This is a genomic window from Filomicrobium sp. (assembly GCF_025698805.1).
GTDB classification, from domain to species: domain Bacteria; phylum Pseudomonadota; class Alphaproteobacteria; order Rhizobiales; family Hyphomicrobiaceae; genus Filomicrobium; species Filomicrobium insigne.
Genome location: NZ_JAILWT010000007.1, coordinates 127,764 through 152,248 on the forward strand (window position 1 = coordinate 127,764; position 24,485 = coordinate 152,248).

A 24,485-nucleotide genomic window follows, 5' to 3' on the forward strand; every position below is an offset into this window, starting at 1 on the left:
GGTGGATTGAAACCTAACGCGTCGCTTTCTGTGGAATAGGAATGACGTTATGCATCGTTTCCTGCGCTTGGGCGAAGAACTTTTTCAAGCTGCGTGCCGCCTGCCGGATGCGATGTTCGTTCTCGACCAGCGCAATACGTACATAACCTTCGCCGTATTCGCCAAATCCGAGCCCCGGCGAAACGGCCACGTCAGCCTTTTCGATCAGCAGCTTGGAGAAATCCACGGAACTCAGCTGCTGGAACGGCTCAGGGATAGGAGCCCAGCAAAACATGGTCGCGGGCGGCGGCGGCACGTCCCAGCCGGCCCGAGCGAAGCTCTCGACCAGACAATCGCGGCGTCGCTTGTATGTCTCGCGAATTTCGGAGACGCACTCCTGCGGTCCATTCAATGCAGCCGCAGCCGCCACTTGGATCGGCGTGAACGCACCGTAGTCGAGATAGGATTTGACCCGGGCGAGAGCACCGATGAGCCGCTCGTTGCCAACGGCAAAGCCCATACGCCAACCGGGCATATTGTAGGTCTTTGAGAGCGACGTGAATTCGACAGCGATATCCTTGGCGCCGGGCACCTGCAAAACAGACGGCGGGGGGTTATCGTCAAAATAGACTTCCGAATAAGCCAGGTCCGACAAAATGATAAGATCGAGCTTACGGGCAAGAGCCACAGCTTCCTTATAGAAATCCAAGTCGGCCACCATTGCCGTTGGATTCGAAGGGAAGCAAAGGACCAACGCGAGCGGACGCGGCACGGAATGCTTGCAGGCACGCTCGACAGCGCGCAGGAAATCCTCACCCGTGCCAGCGGGCACATGGCGGATTGCGGCGCCAGAAATGATGAATCCGAATTCGTGGATCGGATAGGTCGGGTTTGGAACGAGGATGACGTCACCCGGGGCCGTGATAGCTTGCGCCATGTTGGCGAAGCCTTCCTTCGATCCGAGCGTTGCGACGATTTCCGTTTCCGGATCAAGCTTCACCCCGAAGCGGCGCGCATAATAAGCCGCCTGAGCCCGCCGCAATCCTGGAATACCTTTTGACGCTGAATAGCGGTTGGTCCGCGGTTTGCTCACCGTTTCGACCAGCTTGTCGACAATGTGCTGCGGCGTCGGCAAATCCGGATTGCCCATGCCCAGATCGACGATATCGGCACCGGCGGCCCGCGCGTTGGCCTTCAGACGATTGACTTCAGCAAACACGTAGGGCGGCAAGCGCTTGATGCGATGAAATTCCTCGATCACCGGTTATGTCTTTCGTTTTGGCGCTCCCTTTCGGGCAGAGCGCTCGGGTCGCGTGATAAATTTGCAGCAAGTCTATACGTAGCACACCTTTATGCGCCACTGTCGTCTGCAATGGACGCACTTTTTTGACGATGCACCAGCGGCACGACAGGACAAAAATCAGAAAAGCGGCTTAGCGTGCCTTTTCGATGGCATCGATCGCCTGAGTCTCGTGCTTAACACTCAGCTCGGTCATCTCCTTGATGGCCGCTTTTTGTTGTTCTGTGCTGAGCATATCTGAAGGCAGCCTGGCAAGGTCAGGAAGCGGCGTCAAAGACGCATGGCCACAACCGCCCGCAGCCGCAGCCACCATAATAATGGCAGCAGCACCCAGCCACTTTGGCGCAAGACCAATTCTGGCAAGAACGTGAGCCAATTGTCCCCCGATATCCCCCAGACTCGACACAGGCAACGCGTTGCGATTCAAGCCTATTCAACTATATGATGTTCACAACTTGTACGCAAATGCCGCATACGCTCCGGCAACCTAAAAAATCCCAAGAGCATCCTCAAAAACACACCTAACAAAGAAGTCTTCGAAAGCAATCGGAAGCCATGAAAAAACCGCCTGCCGCGCCGAACGGTGACGTTTCCGCCTACACCATCGAAGACCCTGAGGAATTCGCCCGCAACATGCTCCAGATGCTGGAGCAGGGCGGACGCGTGCTCTCACAATACCTTGATCGCGCGGACTCAAAGCCCGGCCCATACTCCACAGCGTCAGAAATCGTCGAGGCCGGTAAGACGGTTAACGAGGTTTTTGCCCTGTGGGCGTCGGACCCAGCCAAACTCGCCGAGGCCCAGACTGAGCTGTTCCGATCCTATGCCGTGATCTGGAACAACGCTCTCCGTCGTATGCTGGGTGACAACGAGGTTGAGCCTTACGTCGAGCCCGAGAAGGGCGACAACCGCTTCGCGGACCCCGATTGGTCTGAAAACCCATACTTCGATTTCTGGAAGCAATCCTACCTCATCACTTCAAAATGGGCGGAAGACCTTCTTGCGGGCACACAGGGTTTGGATGAACGAGAACGCCAGAGAGCAGAGTATCATTTCCGCCAGCTGATCAGCGCGATGTCACCGTCGAACTTCCCAATGACCAATCCGGAGGTCGTCCGGGAAACCTTTTCCAGCAATGCCAAAAACCTCGTCCGTGGCATGGACAATCTGTTCCATGACATGGAGCGATCGGGAGACCTGCTGAAAATAAGCCAGACGGACCTTGCCGCCTTCGAAGTCGGACGCAATTTGGCAACGACACCCGGCAAGGTCGTTTTCCAGAACGACATCATGCAGCTCCTGCAATACGCTCCGTCCACGCCGCAGGTGCGCCAGATCCCTCTGCTCGTCGTTCCACCCTGGATCAACAAATTTTATATTCTCGACCTCACGCCCGCGAAAAGCTTCATAAAATTCGCAGTTGACCAGGGCTTCACCGTCTTCGTTATCTCCTGGGTCAATCCCGACCGCAGCCTCGCTGAAAAAGACTTCCAGGACTATATGCACGAAGGTGTGCTGACGGCCGCGGATGTCATTCGCCGAGAAACGGGCGAAGAACGCATCAACGGTCTCGGTTACTGCGTCGGCGGCACGTTGCTCGCAACAACGCTCGCCTACTTGAGCACCCGCGGAGAAGACATTTTCGCGTCCGCGACATTCCTCACAACGCAGGTCGATTTTACAAAAGCTGGCGACCTCTTGTTGTTTATCGACGACGCACAGCTCAAGAGCCTTGAAGAGATGATGGCTGAGCGCGGCTATCTCGATGGTTCGCGCATGGCCAACGTCTTCAACATGATGCGTCCCAAAGACCTCGTATGGCCTTACGTCGTAAACAACTACCTGCTCGGTAAGCAGCCGTTCCCCTTTGACCTCCTGTACTGGAACCAGGATTCCACGCGGATGCCAGCAGCGAACCATCGCTTCTATCTGCGCGAGTTCTACCATCAAAACCGCTTGGCCCGCGGCGAGATGGAAATCTCCGGCACACAGGTCTGCCTCAGCGATATACGCATTCCGGTTTTCGATCTGGGTACGAAGGAGGACCACATCGCTCCGGCCCAGTCCGTCTTTATCGGCGCGAAGCTTCTTGGTGGCCCGGTAGAGTTCGTCCTTGCCGGGTCCGGTCACATTGCCGGCGTGGTCAACCCACCCGAGAAGGTTAAATACCAATATTGGACCTCAAAACGGCCAACGGATGAGACGTTGGATGAATGGGTCTCCTCCGCCACGGAACACACCGGTTCTTGGTGGCCGTACTGGACTGAGTGGCTGACGCGTCATTCCGGTGAAGAAGTCCCAGCGCGGGAACCCGGTGCGAACCTCGGCGCAATAGAAGATGCGCCCGGCTCATACGTTAAAGTACGCGCCTAACCGGCTGCATCGCTTCTGATCCGGCCGGAAAGGGTTTTCATGACGGAGGTTGATCCGCCCATCGAGATATACTGGGTCAGCGGCAGTCCATTCGGCTGGCGCGTCCTGCTTATGGCGGAATTCAAAAGCGTCCCCTACCTCTCCCATCGGATCGATACGGCAAGCGGAAAGCAGAAGTCCGCAGCGTACCTAGCGCTCAACCCGCGCGGAAAGGTGCCAGCCCTCGTACACGGGAACGTCATCATTGGGGAATCCCTAGCGATGATGACGTACCTGGAGCGGCTCTTCCCCGAACCGCCGATGTTCGGAGCGACAGCAGTGGAAGCCGCTCACATCATGCAAATCTGTTCCGAATTCGTGTGCTACCTCGAACCGGTCATCAATCGCCTGAGCACAGCCATAAGCCGCAATAAGTCCCTGTCAGCAGCCGCCCTCACCGCGCGCCACGGAACGCTGCACACAGAGTTCAAGCGGTTGAATGAACTGCTGCAGAAGAGCCAATGGCTAACGGGCAACTCCCTTTCAGCGGCCGACCTAACCGTTTACCCGCATTGCAAATTTCTTCTTCGCCTCGCAGCGCGTCCGGCAGCCGTGCCACTCAATCTAGGCCTAAGCGATTTTGCCGATCTCTATCCCGATCTCACCACCTGGATGCAGCGCTTCGAGGCCCTGCCCGGATATGACAAGGCATATCCTCCGCATTGGCGAGAAACAGGCTAAGAGCCCCGTGCTCCCTCAAACGGCAATGGCACCGCTTCACCTCAAAACGAAGCGAAGCAAGTGCCATTGAAATACGTATCAAACGTAGTGTGACCGACGCTCTTAAGCGACGTCAGCCGCAACGCGGACGGAAACCATGCGATCGGGATCACGGACCGGCTCACCACGCTTGATCTGATCGACGTTCTCCATGCCCTCGATCACCTTGCCCCAAACGGTGTACTGGCCGTCGAGGAAACGAGCATCGTCGAAGCAGATGAAGAACTGCGAGTTTGCCGAGTTCGGTGGCGTTGCACGTGCCATAGAGCAGATTCCGCGCACGTGCGGCTCCGAGTTAAACTCCGCCGGCAGGTTGCCATAGCTCGACCCACCGGTTCCGGTCCCGTTCGGGCAGCCCGTCTGTGCCATGAAGCCTTCGATGACGCGGTGGAAAGCAATGCCGTCATAAAATCCTTCGCGCGCGAGAGTCTTGATGCGCTCAACATGCTGAGGCGCCAGATCAGGACGCAATTCGATAACGACCTTACCCTTCGTGGTCTCGATGATAAGCGTATTCTCAGGATCTTTGATTTCGGCCATGGAGCCTCTCCTTGTTATGTTTTTTCGCGGCATTCTTTATGTGCGCGCGTGTTACGCGCAGAATGCCGCCGCGTCATGCCTCTATGGCTCAGAATCGCGAACGTGGGCGCCAATGCCGCACGCGCCACACGGGTTGACCGCTATTTTTGATCAGCGGCCACGTACACTTTCACCATCTTGTCGGGGTTGTCGACGGAACCGGAGCTGCCTGCTCCCTTCTTGATCGCATCAACGTGCGTCATACCGTCAACCACTTTGCCCCAAACCGTGTACTGGCCGTTTAGATGCGGCGTCCGCGTGAAGGTAATGAAGAACTGGCTATTGGCCGAATTCGGATCGGACGTGCGCGCCGCCCCAACCGTGCCGCGCTCAAACGGCGTATTTGTGAATTCGGCCGGCAGGTCAGGATACTTCGAGCCACCAGAGCCGGTACCAGTCGGATCGCCTGTCTGCGCCATAAAGCCTGGGATCACACGGTGCCAAACGATCCCATTGTAAAAACCTTCACGCGCAAGCTGCTTAACGCGGGCCACATGCTCCGGTGCCAAATCCGGCCGCATGGCGATGACGACTTTGCCCGAAGCAAGTTCGATCACCAGCGTATTTTCAGGATCTGCTGCGGGCGCTTGGGCGAAAGCAGGGAGAGCCGCCACGAAAGCGACCACGATAAAACTCAGCAAACTGCGCAACACGAGGAGCTCCTATGATTTCTTCATCTCTGGCGATGCTTCGGCACGTGGGACACGAGCCGCGGCGGCGCAGAGAACCTGCGCGTTATGGCCGTAATCAGGCATACAGGCAACTGCGCCTACAATCACGAACCGGCGAACCGTGCCTGGAGACGCCGTTCAACCTCCGGCGAAACGAAGGAACTTACGTCTCCACCCATCGTCGCGACCTGCCGCACGAGATTGGCTGCGATATGCCGTACAGCTGGGGAAGCAGCAACGAACACGGTTTGAATATCCGGAGCCATAGCCCCATTCATACCCGCCATCTGCATTTCGTAATCGAAGTCTGTCCCGTCTCGAAGACCTCGAAAGAAAACTGTCGCCCCCTCGGCGCGTGCCGCTTCAACCGCCAGATTGTCGAAGGTAATGATGTCGATAGCCGCGCCCGTCTTATCGGCGATGATGAGCGTTTCCTCACGGAGCATTTCGACACGTTCCGCCGTAGAAAACATTGGCGTCTTGCTCGCATGCACGCCAATGCCAATAACGAGCCTATCAACAAGTTCCGCCGCGCGTGCCACCACGTCCGTATGGCCGAGGGTGACGGGATCGAAGCTTCCGGAGTAAAAACCTATACGGGTCATAGCTACCTTGCCGTTTGTGCGGATACCTCTTCATTACCCGTGGTAACCCCGGTTCAACAACCGCTTTCAAGCTATAGGAACCTCTCCATAGACGAAATAATGGGTATCCCGAACAGCGGCCAAGGGGCCGCCCAAGATCCGAATTAAGGAGAACACGCCATGGCGATTACCCGCCGCCACGCCCTGCTCGCGCCCGTTGGCTTGATCACCTTGGCAGCATCGAACACGCATGCACACGCGGAAAATTCCGAGGCCCCCATCAATGAGGACGGCTTGCACGTGCAGCCGTGGTTCCATCAGTCTTTCCTGGATCTCAAGGAAGACGCGGCAGAAGCCGCAGCAGCTGGCAAAAACCTCGTGATCTTCTGGGAACAGAGAGGCTGCCCATACTGCGCCGAGATGCACCGCGTAAATCTCTCGAAACCGGAGATAGCCGACTACATTCAGAAGAACTTCCTGGCGCTGCAGCTCAATCTCTACGGTTCTCGTACCGTCACAGATTTCGACGGCACTGAGCTGGAGGAGCGCCAACTCGCGCAACACTGGCGCATCAACTTCACGCCTGCGTTGAACTTCTTTCCCGCAGATGTCGCCGCGCTGAACGGCAAGGTCGGAAGCGACGCGGAAGCATGGCGGCTTCTAGGGTACTGGAAGCCCTTCCATTTCCACGCCACCTTCGTCTACGTCAAATCTGGCGCCTACCGTACAGAACCAAATTTTCAACGCTGGCTTGCCGACTACCGCGCGAAACTGCGCGCAGAAGGCAAGAACGTAGATCTCTGGTAACACGGCCACGGAATACGGAGAGCAGGTCAGCTCTCCGTTTCACCACCGGCACCATCGCCATCACTGGCGACATCAGTGGGCCCAGCCTCTTCGATGGGACCAGCCTCTCCGACAACTACATCATCAGACGGAGTTACATCTTCGTCCCCATCCCCGTTGTCACCATTGGCGACCTCCGGGATGCGCTCGACAGAAACCACTTTCTCATCAGCATCCGTGCGGAAAATGCGAACGCCTTGTGTGTTTCGTCCAGCAATCCGAACCTGATCAACGAGCGTCCGGATCAATTGCCCGGCGTCCGTCACAAGAATGATCTGATCGGAATTCTCAACGGGGAATGATGCACAGAGCGGCCCGTTGCGCTCATTGACGACCATGGCCACGATGCCTTTGCCACCACGACCCGACGTCCGATACTCATAGGACGAGGAACGCTTGCCGTACCCACGTTCGGATAGCGTAAGAACAAACTGTTCTGTGGCCGCCATCTCTTCAAACCGCTGAGCCGATAGCTCCTCAGTTTCCAACGTCTCCGCGCCCTCTTCCGCTGCAACATTCGCCGCCTGCTCTTCAGCTTCTTCGGCGTCGGCATCTCCGGCACGGCGATGCGCGGCAGCGAGCTTAAGATAGGCCGCGCGCTCCGCAGGCGTGGCATCCATCGGGGCTAAAATCGCCATCGAAATCACCCGGTCCTCTGCATCGAGCCGGATACCGCGAACGCCCACCGCATCCCGGCCTTTGAAGACGCGCACGTCTTCAACGGGGAAACGGATGCACTGCCCGCCCGCTGTCGTCAGCAGCACGTTGTCCGTTGGCGAACAAATCCCGACGTGGACGATCTGGTCGCCCTCCTCAAGCTTCATCGCGATCTTGCCGTTACGATTGATGTTCTCGAAATCGGCGAGTTCGTTACGCCGCACGTTGCCGCTGCGCGTCGCAAACATCAGCTGCAGCGATCCCCACGTTTCAGGATCCTCCGGCAACGGCAAAATTGACGTAATCCATTCGCCCTGCTCCAGAGGCAGAAGATTTACGAGCGCTTTGCCGATGGACTGCGGCGTACCAACAGGCAACCGCCAGACTTTCATTCGGTAGCACATGCCGCGCGAAGAGAAGAACAGCACCGGCGTATGTGTTGACGCCATAAAGAGCTGCGTAACGAAATCCTCGTCCTTCGTCGAAAGCCCCGAGCGCCCTTTGCCCCCACGGCGCTGCGCACGATACGTCGTGAGCGGCACACGCTTGATGTAGCCTTTGTGCGTAACGGTAACGACGACGTCTTCGCGCTGAATGAGGTCTTCATCGTCGACCTCACCCTCAATGTCGACGATCTCGGTTCGGCGCGGAACCGCAAACTGATCCCGGATGTCTGAGAGTTCACCCTTGATGATCTCAACAATACGCACGCGCGACGACAGGATCTCAAGATACTCCTTGATTTCCTCGCCGATCTTTTTGAGTTCGTCGCCAATCTCATCGCGACCGAGAGCCGTCAAGCGCGCAAGCCGCAATTCGAGAATCGCCTTCGCCTGTTCTTCTGACAGCTTGTAGGTGCCATCGGCTTGAACACGGTGGCGAGGATCAGCGATCAATTCAACCAGCGGCGCCACATCCCGCGCCGGCCAATCGCGCGTCATAAGTTCTTCTTTAGCGACGGCCGGTGAGGCCGCGCGCCGGATCAGATTGATGACCTCATCAATATTGGCCACAGCGATAGCCAAACCGACAAGAACGTGCGCACGATCACGCGCCTTGTTGAGCAAGAACTTCGTGCGCCGCGTAACGACTTCCTCGCGGAACGCCGTGAACGCCTCGATCATGTCCTTGAGGTTAAGCTGCTCGGGGCGACCGCCGTTGATCGCCAGCATGTTGGCACCGAACGACGTCTGCAAATCCGAATAGCGCCAGAGCTGATTGAGCACGACATCGGCCACCGCGTCGCGCTTCAGTTCAATGACGATCCGCATGCCTTCGCGGTTGGTTTCGTCCCAGATATCAGAGATACCCTCGACGCGCTTCTCGCGAACCGCGTCTGCGATCTTCTCGATCAGAACGCGTTTGTTGACCTGATAGGGAATGGCCGTAACGATCAAGGCTTGGCGATCTTTGCGGATCTCCTCGACCTCAACACGCGCGCGCATGATGATCGAACCGCGGCCCTTGTGATAGGCAGACGTGATACCTCCACGGCCAAGGATCAGACCGCCCGTCGGAAAATCCGGGCCTTTCACGATCTGGCACAGCTCATCGATCGTTATGGCCGGCGTATCGAGATGGGCGAGGCAAGCCTCGATGACTTCTCCGAGATTGTGGGGTGGGATATTCGTCGCCATACCGACAGCAATGCCGCCGGCGCCATTGACGAGCAGGTTCGGGAACTTCGCGGGAAGCACCGTCGGTTCGTCTTCAGAACCGTCGTAGTTCTCCTGGAATTCGACCGTGTCCTTATCGAGGTCGTCGAGAAGGAATTGGGCGACCTTCTCGAGACGGCACTCCGTATAGCGCATCGCAGCCGGCGGATCACCGTCGATCGAGCCGAAGTTACCTTGGCCGTCGATGAGCGGCAGGCTCATCGAAAAGTCCTGCGCCAAACGCACAAGCGCGTCATAAATCGCGATGTCGCCATGTGGGTGATAATTACCCATCACTTCGCCGACGACCTTCGCCGACTTACGATAGGACTTGTTCCATTCAAGGCCCATCTCGTGCATGCCGTAAAGGATACGGCGATGAACGGGCTTGAGCCCATCGCGCACGTCCGGCAGCGCGCGGGAGACGATAACGCTCATCGCGTACTCAAGGTACGAGCGCTTCATTTCCTCTACGATAGTAATCGGCCGAATATCGCGCGGACCGTCAGGCCCTTGATTCGGGATGTCGCTGTTGTCCGCCACTTAGGGATCCGTTGAGTGAACAGTTGAGTTTTGTTCAGAGAACACGCGGTGCTCGTTAGCAACGACTCGCGCGTCATAAAATTTGCGTATCGCTTAGATACCCTACTCTACCACAATAGAGCAATGTGGCCTGCAAGCACATGCCCACACGCTGTTTTTTTCCACATCCACAGAGGTTTAGGTTGTCTCTCGATTATCGGGAAGCGAACGGTATTGATGTGTACTCAGATGACTTGGTGCCGTCACAGTGTCCTTTTAGAGCATTTCGCCGACAAGCGGTCATCTGATCGTCTTTAACTCGCACAGCTAAGAGCAAGAATTCCCGATAGATCCTGCTTCCAAGCCCGCGCGGAACCGATTAACCTGAGCATGAAACAGATGTTATTCACAGCACTTCAGTGCAATTCTGTAGCTGGACCGACAAGCCGTACTTTCGGCGTGCTGGTCTAGTAGCATTTGTCGTTCACTACCATATCGCGAAACGATGTCCGTGCCTCCGTTTGACAAGGAAAATCCCCGTATGAATGCCCTGAAGACGACCGTTGCCGCTCTCGCCATCTTTGCATTCGTCATACCCGCGTTGGCTCAGGACAAACCTGCAGTCGCGCTTCCGCCAAATACGTTTATTGAAGCTCAGCCGGAAGCCCACTATTTGGCCAAGGATGTTTTGATCGGCGCAGTCGTCCAGAACACCGAAGGCAAGATCATCGGCGATATCGAAGACATTATCCTGAACGACTGGAATCGCGTGCACGGCGTTGTCATTGGCACCGGCGGCTTCCTCGGCATCGCCGGCAAACGCATCGGTGTACGTCTAAGCGCCTTAGAGTTCCGTGAGACCGATGGAAAGCGCGTTATCGTGCTTCCCAACGTATCCAAGGAAATGCTTACCGCCGTCGCACCATTTGTACGTGCTGAGCCGCAGAAATCTCTTCTTCAGCGCGCAATGGAGAAAGCCCGCGAGCTGACGGATAAGAGCACAGAAGCCGCGAAGGAAGCTTACGAAAAGGCTAAAGAAGAAGCGGGACCCGCTTACGAAAAGGCCAAAGAGACAGCAACTAAGGCCTATGACAAGGCTAAAGAAGCCGCAGCCGAAGTCTATGAGAAGGCTAAAGAAGCCGCAGAGACCAACAAGCAGTCTCCTGAAAAACCAGCAGGAGAAGCCCCGGCCGCGGCTCCCCCTGCTCAACCACCGGCAGAAAAAGCCCCCGAGACGAAGTAGTTCGGACGGCAGGCCTAACGGCATTCCCCTTCAAGCAAAGAGCGCACTCCTTACCGAAGGAGTGCGCTCTAAATATATGTTCCGTCAGAGGAAGGACAGAGTATCTTCTAGAACGGAATCTCATCGTCGAGCGTCTTATCGAAGCCGCCAGATGATCCACCGCCGCTGCCACCGCGCGGCTCGTCATATCCCCCACGGCCGCCACCTGGATCACCGTAGTCGGACTGGCCACCTTCCTGCATGCCGCTGCTGGCACCGCCACTCCGCCCGTCCAGCATTGTGAGATTGCCGTTAAAGCCCTGAAGCACGACTTCGGTCGAATAGCGATCGGCTCCGGACTGATCCTGCCACTTTCGTGTCTGCAGCTGACCCTCGATATAAACCTTCGTCCCTTTTCGCAGGTACTGCTCGGCGATCCGGCACAGGCCTTCGTTGAATATAACAACCGAATGCCATTCGGTTTTCTCACGCCGCTCGCCGGAATTCTTATCGCGCCAGGTTTCAGTCGTCGCAACGCGCAGGTTAGCGATAGGTCTGCCATCCTGCGTCCGGCGGATTTCCGGATCGCGCCCGAGATTTCCGACGAGGATCACCTTGTTCACTGAACCAGCCATAATAGGCTCCTTATGCTTTTCAACTCTGCCGCTCAGCAGCGCTTACGTAGGCCGCAATAGCCGGTCGACGCCAACTGCCACGCGAACAGAGCCTGTGTAGATCGCTCCCCTCAGTATTCTGGGAGAACGACAAAATTGGCGAGTCATCGAGGCCACCCTAGCGCCCATTCCAACACTCGCATCACCGGTCGACAGCCTTTTCAACAACAAGCTGCGCGCGGCTCCATCAGAATCTGAATCGTTCGTTCTCTTTATGTTCCAATATAGTGTGGAGCGGTTAAGCGCGCAACCGCCACCACTCGGCATCGCGCGTCCCACCAGATAGCCCGCGTTTCATCGTCCCATGGCCCGATCCGCAGCCACGGTGAGGTCGCGGAATACATCCTCAGGAACACCTTTCGACGCTGCACAATCTCCACGATTCAGCCGGTCATAAATAGCGACCATGTCCCCTCGAAACTGCGGGGCAATGGCACGAATCACGACGCCAGTCGCCACGGAACCGTTGGACCAGCGTGTTCGACAAACAATGCTATTGAGATGTGATGTAACCTGCGACTTGTAGTTATCAGCCGCGAGCGTGGGCTCCACGCCGATAGATGCGGTTGACACCGGCCGAGGTTGCGGGACGGAGCCGACTGCTGTGGACCGAACCAAGCTATCCCATTGCCGGCGTTCCGATGAATTTGCCCAAGCCTTCGTCGCGGTCTCGTCCATCAAGGGCGCGACCAATCCTTGCACCTGCTCGCGAAGCCGACGGCTATCGATATCCTCGACCGCTCTGTGAAGGGCTTGCTGATCCTCCTCGGCAAGCGGACGCACGGCTACGTCGCTTAAATCCACGAGTTGGCTCTTGTTAGCCTCGGGAGGCTTCGCCATCCAAACAGTGCTACCGTTGAAATCCGCAGCCGCAACGTTTGCGCGCGAGAAGTCGGCACCCTCCAGCTTAACCTTGTAGAGGCTGGCCGCTTCGAGATCCGCACCTTGCAGCATAGCCCCCTGCATATTCGCGAAATCGAGGATCGCGGCCTGCATCGACGCACTACGGAAATCCGCGCCGATCAGACGCGCACCTTTCAGGTTAGCCCCTTGGAGTGAGGCCAATCCGAAGTTAGCGCCATCAGCCATCACCTCACCAACCATAGAAGCCTTCTCGAGCCGCGCCTGCGCAAAGTCCGCGCCTGTGAGTACCGCTTCCACCAGTTCAGCGCTAACGAGCGTTGTTTCTTCAAATTTTGCCCCACGCCCATCGATGCCCTGCATCAAGGCGCCGCTCATATTAGCTTGCGTAAAGTCCGTGTTGATGGCCTTCACGCATTTGGCTTGCCCGCGATTGCCTCTCAAACGCAGTTCATTGATTTCGGCGCACTGGAGCCAAGCGTTACGCAAATCCGCACCGTAAAAACTGGCGTGAGAAAGATCCGCTCCGGTAAAATCGGCCTGATGCAGATCGGACCGGTCAAAACGCGCGTAACGAAGGTCACGGCCACGAAGCGTGATCGTCCGTTCACCCGGCGTGACGTCCTTGTCGCTTACCAGGTCGGAATCCGTGACAACAAGATTACGGCGAAAGACACCGAATAGCGCCCCGTCCTGATCGACGCTGAGGAATGGCGCCATGAACCCGCTGTAGTACCTTGGGTGTCGCCCATCACGATCCGGCGCCATCTTATAAAAGAGCGGGCGGCTCACTCGATCAAGAAACTCCCCCGGGATCGTTGCAACCAGGAAAGAAAATAGCGTCACACCGCTGATCACCACCGCCGTAACGACAAAAGTCATTGGATGCGCCACGGTATTGCGCCAGAACGCACGGAAGAATGACGTTTCCGCCCGCATCAGAAAGACGCCGATGAGTACGAGCATAGTCACATCAACAACCAACGCGATCCGGTGTGTCCATGTGATGAGCTCGCTGTGATAGGGCAGGAACACGACCTGAACGTAGATGATGAGCACGACGGGAAGGATGCACAGCGTCAACCAGCTCATGCCATGCAGGAAGGCGCTCATCACGATGCTACGGTGGGGTCCGGCGATCGCCTGAACGAAGAAGAAGTTGTGCAATTCCAAGCGCAACGGATGTGTCCGCCGGTCGCTGGTCTCCAGAAGTCGAATGGCGTGGTCAAACTCCAACGTCTTCCGCGCTAGTAGGGAGAGCTGCGAGACAACGCCAAGGTGAAAGAGAACCAGTATGACTGGCGCGAACTGAAAGAACTGCGCAATCGGAATATCGACACTGAAGATCGGTAGCGATACCGGCGTCTCAAGCAGCAAATTCGTGTGCGTGACCCCTGCAACGGCAATCGTGAGGTAGGTCATGATGCCAAGAAATATCAACCACGCCACATGCGCCGTATCGCTGGACCGATTAACAGCATCAAGAAGACTATAGGGATTAACTGGCGTCTCGCCGTCAGGCGTCGCGCTACTCAAATCTGACATCAAGCAAAAACCCCCAATGGCCGTCGCAGCCGCTAAACAGGCTGAAAATCACGTCCACCCTACAGACGCGTCTAGCCGCCGCCACCTCAGGTGTAACCAGACGCTAGCGGAGCCAGACCTTAACGGAGAAAGTGTGACGGGTGGAACACGTCGCTGCGGAAATTCCAAATGCGACACTCCCAGTGTTGCACTGCGAACGCAGTGCACAACCTTAAGCCACTGCGACGGCGGCGCTGCCCAATTGGCCGCACCATTCCCGGCACGAAGGACCAAAACCTCCGCTTTAACGTCACCCCTACATAAGTTATGCCAATACCTTAGAACTCGGCGCGCCCCCGGCACCGCTGTTGAGGACCGGAAACACCCGTCGAGCTACCCAAAGCGTTCAAGATTTTGGTCCGATACCCCGCATGTCCAATCAATACGATTGCCGCAAATGTCCTGGCTATTGTTGCTCGTACCCCCTCATCGCACTTGAAAAACGTGACGTCGTACGCCTCGGCAAGCACCATGGCTTGACCTTTGAGGAAGCGCGCAAGGCGTTCACGGAGGAGGCATACGGCCGCAAGTACGCGATGCGCCGCAAGAAGGACGTCCATTACGGCAAGATCTGCCAGTTCTTCGACACCAAGGCGCGGTGTTGCACCGTCTACAAAGCACGCCCCAAGGTATGCCGGGACTACCCCAATACCAAGCGCTGCGGCTACTACGACTTCTTGCAGTTCGAACGTCGCGCTCAGGACGACCCGGAATTCGTCGCCCTAACCGATCACAGCTAGGGCTTTGGAGGAGTAACGGGAGGCCCTGATACCTTCTCCTGCCGGCCCCTCTTTGGCGCACGCCGCCGATCGCCGTCTGTCCACGCGACGCGATAAAGATCGAACCGCCGGTTTTGCAAATTTCGCACCGTGCCGGCGCTTCGGGCCGCGCGCAGATCCGAAATCGACAGATCCGCAAATGCAATCGTTTCCGTGTTGGCAGCGGTATCGGCTGCAATGCCATCGCGGGCAAACGCAAAATCACACGGCGTTAGGATGCAGCTTTCGGCGTAATGAATGTCCATGTTCTCGACATTCGGCAGATTGCCGACCACGCCCGACATCACCACGTAGCATTGGTTCTCGATCGCGCGGGCATGGCAACAATAGCGGACCCTGAGATAGGCGCGCCGCTCATCAGTACAGAACGGCACGAACAGGATCATCGCACCCTGATCGGCAAGATGCCGGGCAACCTCGGGAAATTCACTGTCATAACAAATCATGATCCCGATCGGCCCACAGTCGCTGTTGATGACCTCCGCCCGGTTTCCGCCGCGGATATTCCACCAGTAGCTTTCACTTGGCGTCGGATGAATCTTGTCGCGTTGATGAACCGAACCATCTCGCAGAAACACATAACAAACGTTGCGGATCTCGCCGTCGCTGTCGACGATCGGGTGCGTTCCACCAATGATATTGACGTTGTAACTGACCGCAAACGCGCTCATGAACTCAAGAAACCAATCGGTGTAGTCGGCAATGCGCTCAACACCTTCTTTGGGCTGTAACGGCTTAGGCTCTAACGACAGTAGCTGCAGCGTCACATTTTCGGGAAACACGACAAAATCAGCTCGATAATCCGCGGCGACGTCCACGAAATACTCGATCTGCTTTTTAAATTCCTCGCGATCAATCAACCCGCGCATCTGCAATTGCACTGTCGCAACCCGCACAGTTTCGCTGGGCGCCAGCCGGTCACTTTGCCCCTTGCCCTCTGGCTCATCCGGATACCGCGGATTGCGCCAAACCATGTGCGTTGCATAGCCCGCCGACTGCACGTCCTCAGGATCGTAGTCTTCCAGCACACCAATCACTTCAAAGCCGTTGGCGATCTGGAAGCCTATGGTCGTGTCACGGATCTCCCGGTTGCGCACCGCCTCCACATAGTCGTGTGGATCGGGGTATTGGCGGCGGCGACGCCCATAGCCAGGCATTCTGCCACCGAAAATGATGCCCTTTAGACGCCATTCCTCGCACAAATTCTGACGAGCGGCGTAGAGCCTCCGGCCAATCCGCAACCGGCGAAATTCCGGATCGACACTGATCTCCATCCCATAAAGATAGTCACCATCGGCATCGTGGCGTGACGCGTAGCCATTGCCCGTTATCTCGCGCCAGGTATGTGGCTTGAGCCCGACATCCGCTGAGATGATGAACGTCGCACAGTGACCGACAATCCGCCCATCATACTCGGCAACGAACTGCCCCTCGGGGAAGTTGTTGATCTGCCCCTTGACCATCCGTGCCGTCAGTGACGGGTCCGGCGCATAAACACGGCGCCCCAATTCGACGATCTGAGGCACATCGTCAGTTTTTGCCCGCCGCACGATCAATTTCGGCTTTGCAGCGACGGCACGCTCAACGTCATCCGATGTAGGTGCTTTTCTCGCCAAACTATGTTCTCCACCTTCAGCAAATACATAAAGTTCACTGCGCGAGCCGCGGAACCCAAGAGTCACGTGTGCCCCCGCCATTATCATGCCGGTTTGTTCGCGTCTTCCTCACGGAATGAACCGCATACCGCGCATTTCGTTCACTCTTGCCGGTCTTCTCTTTGCCGTTATGGCAAATGGGCTGGCACAGGCTCATGCTGACACGGCGCACCCCTGGCCAACCAACGAGGTCACGGAGACGCTTCAGCAGCGCATTGCTCCACCGCCGGGTTTTCGCCGCGTCCCGCTTCCTGAAAACTCCTTCGGAGATTGGTTGCGCAATCTCCCCCTCAAACCGTCCGGAAGCCCTGTGCTGCTCTATACGGGCGCACACAAATGGCGCCAGGACGTGCACGCGGCCGTTATCGACATCGATGTCGGAAAGCGCGACCTTCAGCAATGCGCGGATGCGATTATGCGTCTGCGTGCCGAATGGCTTTGGGCCACCGGACAAAAGGGGGACATTGCATTTAACTACACAGGTGGCGGTCGTGTTCCCTTTAGTCGCTGGGCCAAAGGCGAACGGCCATCTGAAAGCGGCAAGTCCTGGCGGCGCAAAGCAAAGGCGGACTCGAGCTACGCATCCTTTCGGCGCTACATGATTCAAGTCTTCGCCTACGCAGGAACCTATTCGCTTGAGCGCGAACTCAAAGCCGTGCCGCGCTCTGAGATCGACGTCGGCGACGTCTTCATCAAAGGCGGCTTTCCCGGCCATGCCGTCCTTGTCGCGGACATGGTCGAGAACGAAGCAACCGGAGAGAAGCGTTTCCTGCTGATCCAAAGCTATATGCCGGCCCAGGATATGCATGTGCTGGTTAATCCAGCGGATACCTCATCCCCTTGGTACACAGCGAACGTCAAAGGCCCACTCAAAACCCCGGAGTGGACCTTCCCGGAAGGGAGCTTGCACCGTTGGCCCTGAGCCAGTTCACCCCTGGGCCGCGCGCAGAGCCTCCGGCAAGACCTCCGCAAACACGTCGAGATCGTCAGGTGTGCCCACCGTCACGCGAATGCACCTATTGAGCGGCGCCACGCCGGGCATCCGCACAAAAACATCGCGGGCTATGATTTCGTCGAGAACGCGCGTGGCATAGGTCCCATCGCGACCACAGTCCATCGTCACGAAATTCGTTGCAGAAGGCAAAGGCGCGAGCCCATTCTCCCTGGCAATCTGCGCGAGCCGGTCGCGGCCCGCTGCAATCCGCCCAACGGTCTCGGCCAGGTAATCCTGGTCCGCAAGAGCTGCCAGCGCACCAATCTGCCCCGAACGCGACATGCCGTAGTGATTGCGGATCTTGTCGAATATGGAAATCAAACCGGCCTCACCCAGCGCATAACCGACACGGGCCCCGGCGAGCCCATAGGCCTTTGAAAATGTGCGGAAACGCAGAACCCGTGGGTTCGAAATATCAATGTCTGGCACGGCAGCAGGCGGCGCGGTATCGCAATACGCTTCGTCAAGACAGAAGAGTACGGTCGGAGGCAGAGCCGAAATCATGCCCTCAATCTCAGACGCCGACCACCAGGAGCCCATCGGATTGTTGGGATTTGAAACGTAAAGGATCTTGGCGTTCTCAGCTCGTCCGGCATCCAGCACCGCGCCAAGATCTTCCTTGTCGTCTCGAAACGGCACCTTCACCAAGCGCCCACCGCCAACCGCAACATGATAGTTGAAGGTTGGGTAGGCGCCATCCGAAGTGACGACCACCTCACCCGGCGCAACCGCCACCTTCACGGCAAGCCCCAAGAGCCCGTCGATCCCTTCGCCGACCGCGACATTCTCTATGCTCACGCCGTGATGCTTGGCGATCGCCGCCCGCAATTCAAAGTTCTCCGGGTCGCCATACATGAAGGCACTCGCGGCAGCAGCTTCCATCGCCGCTATCGACTTTGGCGAGGGGCCGAACACGCTTTCATTGGCCCCAAGGCGCGCTCGGAATGGACGGCCGCGCATCCGTTGCAAGGCCTCCGGCCCGACAAAGGGGACAGTCGCGGGGAGCGCACGCACAAGATCAGTGAGGAAAGGATAGGTCGGCATACGTTGTAGGCTCGCGTTGTCTGAATATGACGCCGCTACGTATCACTTAAGCTAGATGAGACATAGTTCCGCAAGTTCACGCCGCATTTTGGCAGACATCTCCGCTGCTCCAGCGCCTTCGGCACCCGACAAATCGACTGGTGCATCAGCCGCCGACAAATACCTCCAGCCCTGAAAAGCCCGGCGCGGAACCGGGCGCACGGGTACGATCTGCTGATCCAGAATGAGATGACAGCATCTGGAGCCGTCAGCCTTCGCACCCTCTTCCAGAGCAATCAGTTTTTGCCGCGCCTGTATAAGCCCCTTGATCACCCAATAGAGCGAACCACCGTCGAGCAGTTCGTCTCCCCGCTTGGGCGTCTGGAATGTTGTATGAAATATCCGAGGCGTTTCACCCGCAGCGGCCATCTCTGCCATCCGCCCGCTCTGCCAAGCTGCCAAATCCTCAATCGAGGCGGCACCGACACAGAGTTTTACGAGATGAAGCGCCATTCCCTGAACCTTGATAGTATTGAGCCTTTTGCGGCCCCCTCAATCCTTTGCGCGACAGATTCCTGTATACTGCGAGAACAAAGGCTGACCGAGAACCCCCAAGTGACGGGAATGCACAGCCGGGTGCTCTCCATCATGGTTCTTGTCATCGTAGATGGTTGTCAGGTTGAGAAAGCCCTCCGGAACCACCTCTAGAAAATGATTTGCATTGATAGCCCGCACGATCCTTAGGGTTCCAGATGCTTCGCTGCCTGAAGTGCGCAAATGCGCATTCTGGGCATCAAGATCAACATCTGTGATCTCGAATGAAAGCGGCGATGCCGTAGCCGACGTAAACTTGCCCGCCTCAAAGCTTCCACGTGTGCCGGCATCGAACTTACAAGTAAAATTCTTCGGCCACACATCATCAGACTGCGCCGCCACCACCGCACCAAAAAACATCAAGCCGACCACGAAGGCCGACAAAAACTGCGCTACCTTGCTCATGAAGTGCCCTTTCAGCATTTCCCACGCCAACTCTACAATACCCCACAAGCGCGCGACACGCCCGGCGATCACAAATTTGCAGGTTGCCTCACAACTGGCCGTTTATTGTGGCTTGTATAGAATGACCGCAACAAATCAGAGCAGAAAAATGCTGCGCACTCGTATCTTCCGTCAACTGGCTCTCATCTTTTCGCCTGTTCTCATATGCGGCACACAGCTGTCTCCCGCCACTGCCGACCCCGCCAGCGAAAACATCTTGACGAAGGAAGAGGCGGCCTACGGCTGCCGGAAAATAAATGGCCGGATGCAGCTGCTCATTCTGCAGATCCGCGATTATCCCGACCGCGCCCAGGGCTCGCAAATCGCACGGGGAATTCAGGGGATAACTGTGCCGCTCTTCGGCGGAACCCAAAGAGGGCTCGATCCCGACGCACAGTATCAACGCGACGTCCGCAAACTGGAGGCGTTCAACGCCCGCCTCGCCAAATTGAAATGCCCGACATTCGATCTTCAAGCCGAACTGAGCGCACGCGACGTCAAGCACACGCCCAAGCCACAACAGCCAAAAGCTAAGTAACGCGTGGCAGCAGCAAGGCAGGTGTGCCCCTACGGTGCGGGCAGAAGCGCGCTTGAGCGGCCGCTCAGCCAATAAGCAACAAGCCCGATCCACTCACGCGTCGCCAGATCGAGCCGCTGCAATCCTGCGGGAATGGTTTCGAAGAGACGCCAAAGGTCACGCCGATCACGCGTTCTGAAATCCACGGGTGCAGCGATCACATCAAAGCCTGCCTGACGAAAAACGCCAATGCTGCGCGGCATATGGTACGCCGACGTCACAAGCACCCACGTCTCACTCTGAGAAGGTCTGACTAATTCCCGCGTGTTGAGGGCATTCTGCCACGTGTTCCGCGCATCCGGTTCCAGAACAATTCGCTGATCTTCAATTCCGACGTCCTTCAGGAATGTTCCTACAGGGCCGGCCGCCCCTTCTCCGCCAGCAAGAAGGCCTGCAACTCCTCCGCTAAAAACAACGCGCGCCGTTGGCCATCTTTTGGCAAGGCGCACGCCTTCCGTCAGGCGCTCCGCCGCCTCGTTGAGCGCAAGCCCGCCGCGACCAGCGCTTACCCAACCGTCCTCGAAACCGCCAAGAATGATGATCCCCGCAACCTCTGCGCCGGGAGACGGCAGACTCTGGCCGGCAAAGCGCTCTTCAAGCGGCAGGACAAGATAGTTCCCGACAGGGAGAAAGCCTGCCGCAACAAGGGCTGCGAGCCCGAGGCCCGCGAGCCACAAACCAAGCCGTCGCCGCCAAGTGAAAGCAATCAGACAAAGCCCGACCGCGATAAGGATAACAAACAAGGATGAGGGCTGCGCGAAGAGCCAGAACACCTTGGAGGCGTAGTAGAACATGCCGCGACCGAGCTAACGGGGCCAGAGTAGATAGCCCAGTGGCAACCTACTGTGACAACCGTGCAGGACAAGGGGTCATCTCAATGAACTTCTTATCGACGTAGCCTTCCAGGCCATCTTCCGTCGTCACACCGCACCAGAAACCGCGCCATGTGCACCAGCGTTTCCGCTTAACAAGGATATCGTCACGGTGAGCGACCCCGATAACCTCACCAGTTGAGAATGCTGTGCGGCGCAGATTCAGAGAATCCGCGAGCACCTTGAAACACCCATGCTTCGGACGCGCATGCGTCTCTGCTGTCGCAGTCCCGGCAAACCCGCACAGCGCTAATGCCGCGACGCTCAACCGCAAACTTAAAAACATGAGACCACCTCTCTCGCCTATGCTTTGTCAGCTATCGGGGTTATCGCGCTAAACCCGGCGAAACGATGTCGTCTGATGGCACACACCTCGCCACTAGCGTAGTGTCGTCACCACATACGACCTTGAAAGGGCATTCGCACAATGTCAGACAACGCGCAGCCATCAGCCGATAGGCCATCGTCGATCCCTTGGCCGCCGATCCTGTTGATCGGCGCATTGCTTGGCGGATACCTCATGGAAAAATTCGTCCCGTTGGGTTGGCCGGGACTGGATGACTGGCCTGCACGTGCCGTCGGCCTATCCATCGGCGCGGTAGGCATGGCTTTGACCATTTGGGCAGCCCACACCCTGCACAAGCACGGGACAACCGTTCTGCCACACAAACAGACCTCGGCACTCGTGACGGACGGACCATTCGCGTACTTTCGCAATCCAATCTATCTGGGCGAAGTCATGATCCTGTTTGGATTGGCGGAGCTAACCAAGAACATCTGGTTCGTGGTAGTTGCTCTGGTCTTTGCCGTGCTCATAACGTGGCTGGCCATTTTACCCGAAGAACGTCATCTCCTGGCTCGCTTTGGGCCAGCGTATCGTGAGTACATGGCAAAAGCCCGCCGCTGGATTTGAAACACTCGAGCCGCATGCATGAGTACTGACTACGAAGATAAGGAACGCGAGTTCCTCGAATATCTCAAAGCCGACACCGGGCGTGACTTGGCCGAATGGATGCACGCCATTCGCGAAGCCGACCTGGCCCATCGCAACGAGATCATCGACTGGCTCCGGCAGCAGGGCTTCATCTTTTCCTGGGCGTCTTGGCTTGAGCGCATCCATCACAACGGAGGGCGCCCTATCTATCTCGATGCAACCCCGCCGAGCCTGACTGCACCGCCAAGGTCAACTTCAGACGCCCCTGCCACGACCGCACCGCCGCCGCCCAAAGCGGACAAGCCAAAGACGCCTGCGCCGAAAGCCCCATTCCGTCCGGTGCTCGTCTACACGGCGGCATCAAAACCGGCCCAAACCGAGATGGCACCAACGCCAACCGAACCACCGGTGCCGACACCCAGCGCACCTCGCCCCACACCACCGCGGACCCCACCGCCGCAAGCCCCCGCTCCCGCAGGTTCGCTGAACCCGATTGCCGACATAACGGCACTGATTGGAAAGGCGAAGGCCTACGCGCCACTTGCCAGTTTCGTCTTACGCACCCTGAGGGAGGCGTTACCGGACGCATCCATTCAAGTTACCGGCAACCACATTTCCTGCAGCGCACCAGAAACGTTCGCAATCTTGGTTCCCAGCGCCAAGGACATAAAACTTGGATTAGCACTCGCCGAAGCGCCTTTTGAGCGCAATGTCGTCAGGGCGAAATTTTCAAATCTCTCTCCTGCTCCGCCGAAATCCATTACGCACATGCTTGTCCTCACAGATGCGCGCCAAATAGATTCAGGATTGTTGGATCTGCTACGCTCAGCAAACGCTAGCGTAAATCGTTAAATTCCATTGCGATCAACATCACAGCCAACCGCCGCCTCGCTATTTTTTCTTTCGTTTCACCCCGGTGATTGTGATCCGTCTGCGCAATAACCATCTAATTGCCAGAATTTTTGGGGCCTTGTGTTTGCTAGGTTGGAGGTCACACCATGGCACGAAGCATCCGCGCACCAAGGCCCACTTTTGCAACGCCCATCCTGGCGCTGCTGGCGGTCGCACTATTCCCATGCCCGAACACCGCCATGGCACAAGCAGCATCGCGCGACGGCATCGCCGAACTGATCGCGCGCGATAATCCCCCTAAAGGGAAAAAGGACGCCGAACTCGCTCAGAACAGCGCCAGCCAGAATCCGGAACCGGTCCCAGATCCAAGAGAGAACGACAAAAGCTTCCAGCAGGCGCGCGATCTCATGCGCGCCATCGATTCCATCCTGCGCGACACGGCCGAACAACGCTCCGACGCCCGCAAGCTTCCGGGAAAAGACGAATTTATTGTCCCTCCGCTTTGGACAGAAACACGCGAGGACCGCGAACGGCAAATTCGCAACCTTATGGATTCAGCGCTCGCGATCGTAACGGATGTCCCGGTGGTCGACGTGCAAAAACGCGTCGAGCAGCTTCGGCGGAACATCGCCGAACTGGAGGACCGGATCGTTTCCCTCAAGGAAAGGCAGCTGACCGCACCTAAGGATGGCGTCCTGCCCGGCGTCTTGAGCGAAACCGTGGACAGCCTGGCCGATGAAATAAAAACCACCGAAGCCCGCATCGAAAAGAACAAAGCCGAGATCACTGCGGCAAAAGTAGAGATCCACCAAGCCCTGAAGGCTTCCGGCATCGAACTCGGTGAGGATCAGATTGACCTGCTGCTCGACAGCGTCCTCTCGGGCGACCTCGTGCGTCTCGTGGCAATCTTCAACGCGGCCAAGATCATCGACGGCCAATTGGCGAAAATGCTCACCGCCTCCGGCGACAACATGAACGCCGCGCGCAAATATTTCGCAATGCACGCCGCATTGTTCGCCATGCTCGTTCACGCACAGGATTCAACGATCGACCGCATCGACAACACTTATATGCCGAAGCTAGACGCCATCATTAAAGACATCGCAGCGGCCAAGCGAAAAACGCGCGAACTTATGAAGGCCGACAATCGGCCCGACCAGGAACGCGCGCTGCGCGCAAACAGGGAAAGCCAACGTATCGCTGAGGAGGCAGCAACCGCTTACAGAAGCTACCTCCAACAGCAGCGCGAACAGATCGCGCGCGCCCGAAGTCGGGCAACACACGACCTCAGGATCGCGGACAATACCTTCGAGACCGTCGAAGCAAGCTTCCAATTGCGCTCATTGATGCGCGACTCGGCGGCATCCTTCGAAGCCATCCAGAAGCTGGAAGCCCCCACATTCGACCAGATCTTCAAGAACGAGGAACTCCGCCGCGAATTTGAAAACCTGACGCGTAAGCTGGATTCACCGACGAGCTGAGCGAAGAAGGAACC

At 57.3% G+C, this 24,485-nt stretch carries 24 protein-coding genes; 10 read left to right on the forward strand and 14 right to left on the reverse strand.

Annotation, left to right across the window (positions count from 1 at the left end; all coding sequences use genetic code 11):
* Positions 1 to 13: 13 nt before the first annotated feature.
* Positions 14 to 1,240 (reverse strand): LL-diaminopimelate aminotransferase, encoded by a 1,227-nt coding sequence (locus tag K5845_RS17060; RefSeq protein WP_170832480.1) that lies wholly within the window; start codon positions 1,238 to 1,240, stop codon positions 14 to 16.
* A 172-nt stretch (positions 1,241 to 1,412) separates the two neighbouring features.
* Entirely contained in the window at positions 1,413 to 1,706 is a 294-nt protein-coding gene (locus K5845_RS17065) for a hypothetical protein (protein ID WP_046500612.1), read from the reverse strand.
* 128 nt (positions 1,707 to 1,834) lie between these two features.
* Here K5845_RS17065 and K5845_RS17070 point away from each other — a divergent pair, with 128 nt between their 5' ends.
* Positions 1,835 to 3,652 (forward strand): PHA/PHB synthase family protein, encoded by a 1,818-nt coding sequence (locus K5845_RS17070; protein ID WP_046476335.1) that lies wholly within the window; start codon positions 1,835 to 1,837, stop codon positions 3,650 to 3,652.
* Positions 3,653 to 3,691: 39 nt separating this feature from the next.
* A complete protein-coding gene (locus K5845_RS17075; RefSeq protein WP_287959582.1) occupies positions 3,692 to 4,372 on the forward strand; it encodes a glutathione S-transferase family protein in 681 nt (226 codons plus the stop codon).
* Between the two features lie 102 nt (positions 4,373 to 4,474).
* Here K5845_RS17075 and K5845_RS17080 read toward each other — a convergent pair whose 3' ends face one another.
* From K5845_RS17080 to coaD, 3 genes are all read right to left on the reverse strand, one after another.
* Complete coding sequence (locus K5845_RS17080; protein ID WP_170832479.1) at positions 4,475 to 4,951, reverse strand: peptidylprolyl isomerase; 477 nt, start codon at positions 4,949 to 4,951, stop codon at positions 4,475 to 4,477.
* Between the two features lie 140 nt (positions 4,952 to 5,091).
* Positions 5,092 to 5,628, reverse strand: coding sequence for a peptidylprolyl isomerase (locus tag K5845_RS17085; protein WP_425284173.1), 537 nt, complete (start codon positions 5,626 to 5,628; stop codon positions 5,092 to 5,094).
* 137 nt (positions 5,629 to 5,765) lie between these two features.
* Complete coding sequence (gene coaD, locus K5845_RS17090; protein WP_090229572.1) at positions 5,766 to 6,266, reverse strand: pantetheine-phosphate adenylyltransferase; 501 nt, start codon at positions 6,264 to 6,266, stop codon at positions 5,766 to 5,768.
* Between the two features lie 159 nt (positions 6,267 to 6,425).
* Here coaD and K5845_RS17095 point away from each other — a divergent pair, with 159 nt between their 5' ends.
* Positions 6,426 to 7,052, forward strand: a complete 627-nt coding sequence (locus tag K5845_RS17095) for a thioredoxin family protein (RefSeq protein ID WP_090229569.1) — start codon at positions 6,426 to 6,428, stop codon at positions 7,050 to 7,052.
* Positions 7,053 to 7,078: 26 nt separating this feature from the next.
* On the opposite strand, the gene gyrA is transcribed toward K5845_RS17095, so the two are convergent.
* Entirely contained in the window at positions 7,079 to 9,946 is a 2,868-nt protein-coding gene (gene gyrA, locus K5845_RS17100; protein ID WP_502814145.1) for a DNA gyrase subunit A, read from the reverse strand.
* Positions 9,947 to 10,466: 520 nt separating this feature from the next.
* On the opposite strand from gyrA, the gene K5845_RS17105 reads away from it, so the two are divergent.
* Complete coding sequence (locus K5845_RS17105) at positions 10,467 to 11,168, forward strand: PRC-barrel domain-containing protein (RefSeq protein WP_052743625.1); 702 nt, start codon at positions 10,467 to 10,469, stop codon at positions 11,166 to 11,168.
* 107 nt (positions 11,169 to 11,275) lie between these two features.
* Here K5845_RS17105 and K5845_RS17110 read toward each other — a convergent pair whose 3' ends face one another.
* Positions 11,276 to 11,782, reverse strand: coding sequence for a single-stranded DNA-binding protein (locus K5845_RS17110; RefSeq protein WP_046476322.1), 507 nt, complete (start codon positions 11,780 to 11,782; stop codon positions 11,276 to 11,278).
* 333 nt (positions 11,783 to 12,115) lie between these two features.
* On the reverse strand, positions 12,116 to 14,227 hold the full coding sequence (locus tag K5845_RS17115) for a pentapeptide repeat-containing protein (RefSeq protein WP_287959583.1): 2,112 nt from the start codon (positions 14,225 to 14,227) through the stop codon (positions 12,116 to 12,118).
* 410 nt (positions 14,228 to 14,637) lie between these two features.
* Between K5845_RS17115 and K5845_RS17120 the strand changes: the two genes are divergently transcribed.
* A complete protein-coding gene (locus K5845_RS17120) occupies positions 14,638 to 15,006 on the forward strand; it encodes a YkgJ family cysteine cluster protein (protein WP_046476317.1) in 369 nt (122 codons plus the stop codon).
* Here the strand turns inward: K5845_RS17120 and K5845_RS17125 are convergent.
* Positions 15,003 to 16,661 (reverse strand): bifunctional GNAT family N-acetyltransferase/carbon-nitrogen hydrolase family protein, encoded by a 1,659-nt coding sequence (locus K5845_RS17125; protein WP_244466788.1) that lies wholly within the window; start codon positions 16,659 to 16,661, stop codon positions 15,003 to 15,005. The two genes, K5845_RS17120 and K5845_RS17125, sit on opposite strands and share 4 nt — an antisense overlap.
* A gap of 115 nt (positions 16,662 to 16,776) precedes the next feature.
* On the opposite strand from K5845_RS17125, the gene K5845_RS17130 reads away from it, so the two are divergent.
* A complete protein-coding gene (locus tag K5845_RS17130; RefSeq protein WP_090230237.1) occupies positions 16,777 to 17,622 on the forward strand; it encodes a DUF4846 domain-containing protein in 846 nt (281 codons plus the stop codon).
* 6 nt (positions 17,623 to 17,628) lie between these two features.
* Here K5845_RS17130 and K5845_RS17135 read toward each other — a convergent pair whose 3' ends face one another.
* The 3 genes from K5845_RS17135 to K5845_RS17145 are packed head-to-tail and all read right to left on the reverse strand — an operon-like array spanning position 17,629 to position 19,716.
* Positions 17,629 to 18,738, reverse strand: coding sequence for a pyridoxal phosphate-dependent aminotransferase (locus K5845_RS17135; protein ID WP_287959584.1), 1,110 nt, complete (start codon positions 18,736 to 18,738; stop codon positions 17,629 to 17,631).
* A 51-nt stretch (positions 18,739 to 18,789) separates the two neighbouring features.
* The gene (locus K5845_RS17140; protein ID WP_090229567.1) at positions 18,790 to 19,230 is read right to left on the reverse strand and encodes a DUF1489 family protein; all 441 of its coding nucleotides are present in this window, start codon (positions 19,228 to 19,230) and stop codon (positions 18,790 to 18,792) included.
* 39 nt (positions 19,231 to 19,269) lie between these two features.
* On the reverse strand, positions 19,270 to 19,716 hold the full coding sequence (locus tag K5845_RS17145; protein ID WP_244512440.1) for a hypothetical protein: 447 nt from the start codon (positions 19,714 to 19,716) through the stop codon (positions 19,270 to 19,272).
* 148 nt (positions 19,717 to 19,864) lie between these two features.
* On the opposite strand from K5845_RS17145, the gene K5845_RS17150 reads away from it, so the two are divergent.
* Positions 19,865 to 20,293, forward strand: a complete 429-nt coding sequence (locus K5845_RS17150) for a hypothetical protein (protein WP_287959585.1) — start codon at positions 19,865 to 19,867, stop codon at positions 20,291 to 20,293.
* Between the two features lie 29 nt (positions 20,294 to 20,322).
* Here K5845_RS17150 and K5845_RS17155 read toward each other — a convergent pair whose 3' ends face one another.
* Together K5845_RS17155 and K5845_RS17160 are read right to left on the reverse strand one after the other, a co-directional pair.
* Positions 20,323 to 21,126 (reverse strand): YdcF family protein, encoded by an 804-nt coding sequence (locus K5845_RS17155; RefSeq protein ID WP_046476303.1) that lies wholly within the window; start codon positions 21,124 to 21,126, stop codon positions 20,323 to 20,325.
* A gap of 46 nt (positions 21,127 to 21,172) precedes the next feature.
* Complete coding sequence (locus K5845_RS17160) at positions 21,173 to 21,490, reverse strand: SH3 domain-containing protein (RefSeq protein WP_287959586.1); 318 nt, start codon at positions 21,488 to 21,490, stop codon at positions 21,173 to 21,175.
* Between the two features lie 141 nt (positions 21,491 to 21,631).
* Between K5845_RS17160 and K5845_RS17165 the strand changes: the two genes are divergently transcribed.
* The 3 genes from K5845_RS17165 (at position 21,632) to K5845_RS17175 (ending at position 24,471) form a co-directional block, all read left to right on the forward strand.
* Positions 21,632 to 22,117 carry a methyltransferase family protein gene (locus tag K5845_RS17165; RefSeq protein ID WP_046476297.1) on the forward strand — a complete coding sequence of 162 codons (486 nt, stop codon included), beginning with the start codon at positions 21,632 to 21,634 and terminating at the stop codon, positions 22,115 to 22,117.
* Between the two features lie 18 nt (positions 22,118 to 22,135).
* On the forward strand, positions 22,136 to 22,990 hold the full coding sequence (locus K5845_RS17170) for a DUF5655 domain-containing protein (RefSeq protein WP_287959587.1): 855 nt from the start codon (positions 22,136 to 22,138) through the stop codon (positions 22,988 to 22,990).
* Between the two features lie 146 nt (positions 22,991 to 23,136).
* Positions 23,137 to 24,471 carry a hypothetical protein gene (locus K5845_RS17175; protein WP_287959588.1) on the forward strand — a complete coding sequence of 445 codons (1,335 nt, stop codon included), beginning with the start codon at positions 23,137 to 23,139 and terminating at the stop codon, positions 24,469 to 24,471.
* Positions 24,472 to 24,485 lie beyond the last annotated feature (14 nt).

Bases quoted from the DNA above. Each gene is read 5' to 3' on its own strand.
- K5845_RS17070 (WP_046476335.1), top strand. From the start codon at position 1,835: ATGAAAAAACCGCCTGCCGCGCCGAACGGTGACGTTTCCGCCTACACC.
- K5845_RS17075 (WP_287959582.1), top strand. From the start codon at position 3,692: ATGACGGAGGTTGATCCGCCCATCGAGATATACTGGGTCAGCGGCAGT.
- K5845_RS17080 (WP_170832479.1), bottom strand. From the start codon at position 4,951: ATGGCCGAAATCAAAGATCCTGAGAATACGCTTATCATCGAGACCACG.
- coaD (WP_090229572.1), bottom strand. From the start codon at position 6,266: ATGACCCGTATAGGTTTTTACTCCGGAAGCTTCGATCCCGTCACCCTC.
- K5845_RS17095 (WP_090229569.1), top strand. From the start codon at position 6,426: ATGGCGATTACCCGCCGCCACGCCCTGCTCGCGCCCGTTGGCTTGATC.
- K5845_RS17105 (WP_052743625.1), top strand. From the start codon at position 10,467: ATGAATGCCCTGAAGACGACCGTTGCCGCTCTCGCCATCTTTGCATTC.
- K5845_RS17110 (WP_046476322.1), bottom strand. From the start codon at position 11,782: ATGGCTGGTTCAGTGAACAAGGTGATCCTCGTCGGAAATCTCGGGCGC.
- K5845_RS17115 (WP_287959583.1), bottom strand. From the start codon at position 14,227: ATGTCAGATTTGAGTAGCGCGACGCCTGACGGCGAGACGCCAGTTAAT.
- K5845_RS17120 (WP_046476317.1), top strand. From the start codon at position 14,638: ATGTCCAATCAATACGATTGCCGCAAATGTCCTGGCTATTGTTGCTCG.
- K5845_RS17130 (WP_090230237.1), top strand. From the start codon at position 16,777: ATGAACCGCATACCGCGCATTTCGTTCACTCTTGCCGGTCTTCTCTTT.
- K5845_RS17135 (WP_287959584.1), bottom strand. From the start codon at position 18,738: ATGCCGACCTATCCTTTCCTCACTGATCTTGTGCGTGCGCTCCCCGCG.
- K5845_RS17140 (WP_090229567.1), bottom strand. From the start codon at position 19,230: ATGGCGCTTCATCTCGTAAAACTCTGTGTCGGTGCCGCCTCGATTGAG.
- K5845_RS17145 (WP_244512440.1), bottom strand. From the start codon at position 19,716: ATGAGCAAGGTAGCGCAGTTTTTGTCGGCCTTCGTGGTCGGCTTGATG.
- K5845_RS17150 (WP_287959585.1), top strand. From the start codon at position 19,865: ATGCTGCGCACTCGTATCTTCCGTCAACTGGCTCTCATCTTTTCGCCT.
- K5845_RS17155 (WP_046476303.1), bottom strand. From the start codon at position 21,126: ATGTTCTACTACGCCTCCAAGGTGTTCTGGCTCTTCGCGCAGCCCTCA.
- K5845_RS17160 (WP_287959586.1), bottom strand. From the start codon at position 21,490: ATGTTTTTAAGTTTGCGGTTGAGCGTCGCGGCATTAGCGCTGTGCGGG.
- K5845_RS17165 (WP_046476297.1), top strand. From the start codon at position 21,632: ATGTCAGACAACGCGCAGCCATCAGCCGATAGGCCATCGTCGATCCCT.
- K5845_RS17170 (WP_287959587.1), top strand. From the start codon at position 22,136: ATGAGTACTGACTACGAAGATAAGGAACGCGAGTTCCTCGAATATCTC.
- K5845_RS17175 (WP_287959588.1), top strand. From the start codon at position 23,137: ATGGCACGAAGCATCCGCGCACCAAGGCCCACTTTTGCAACGCCCATC.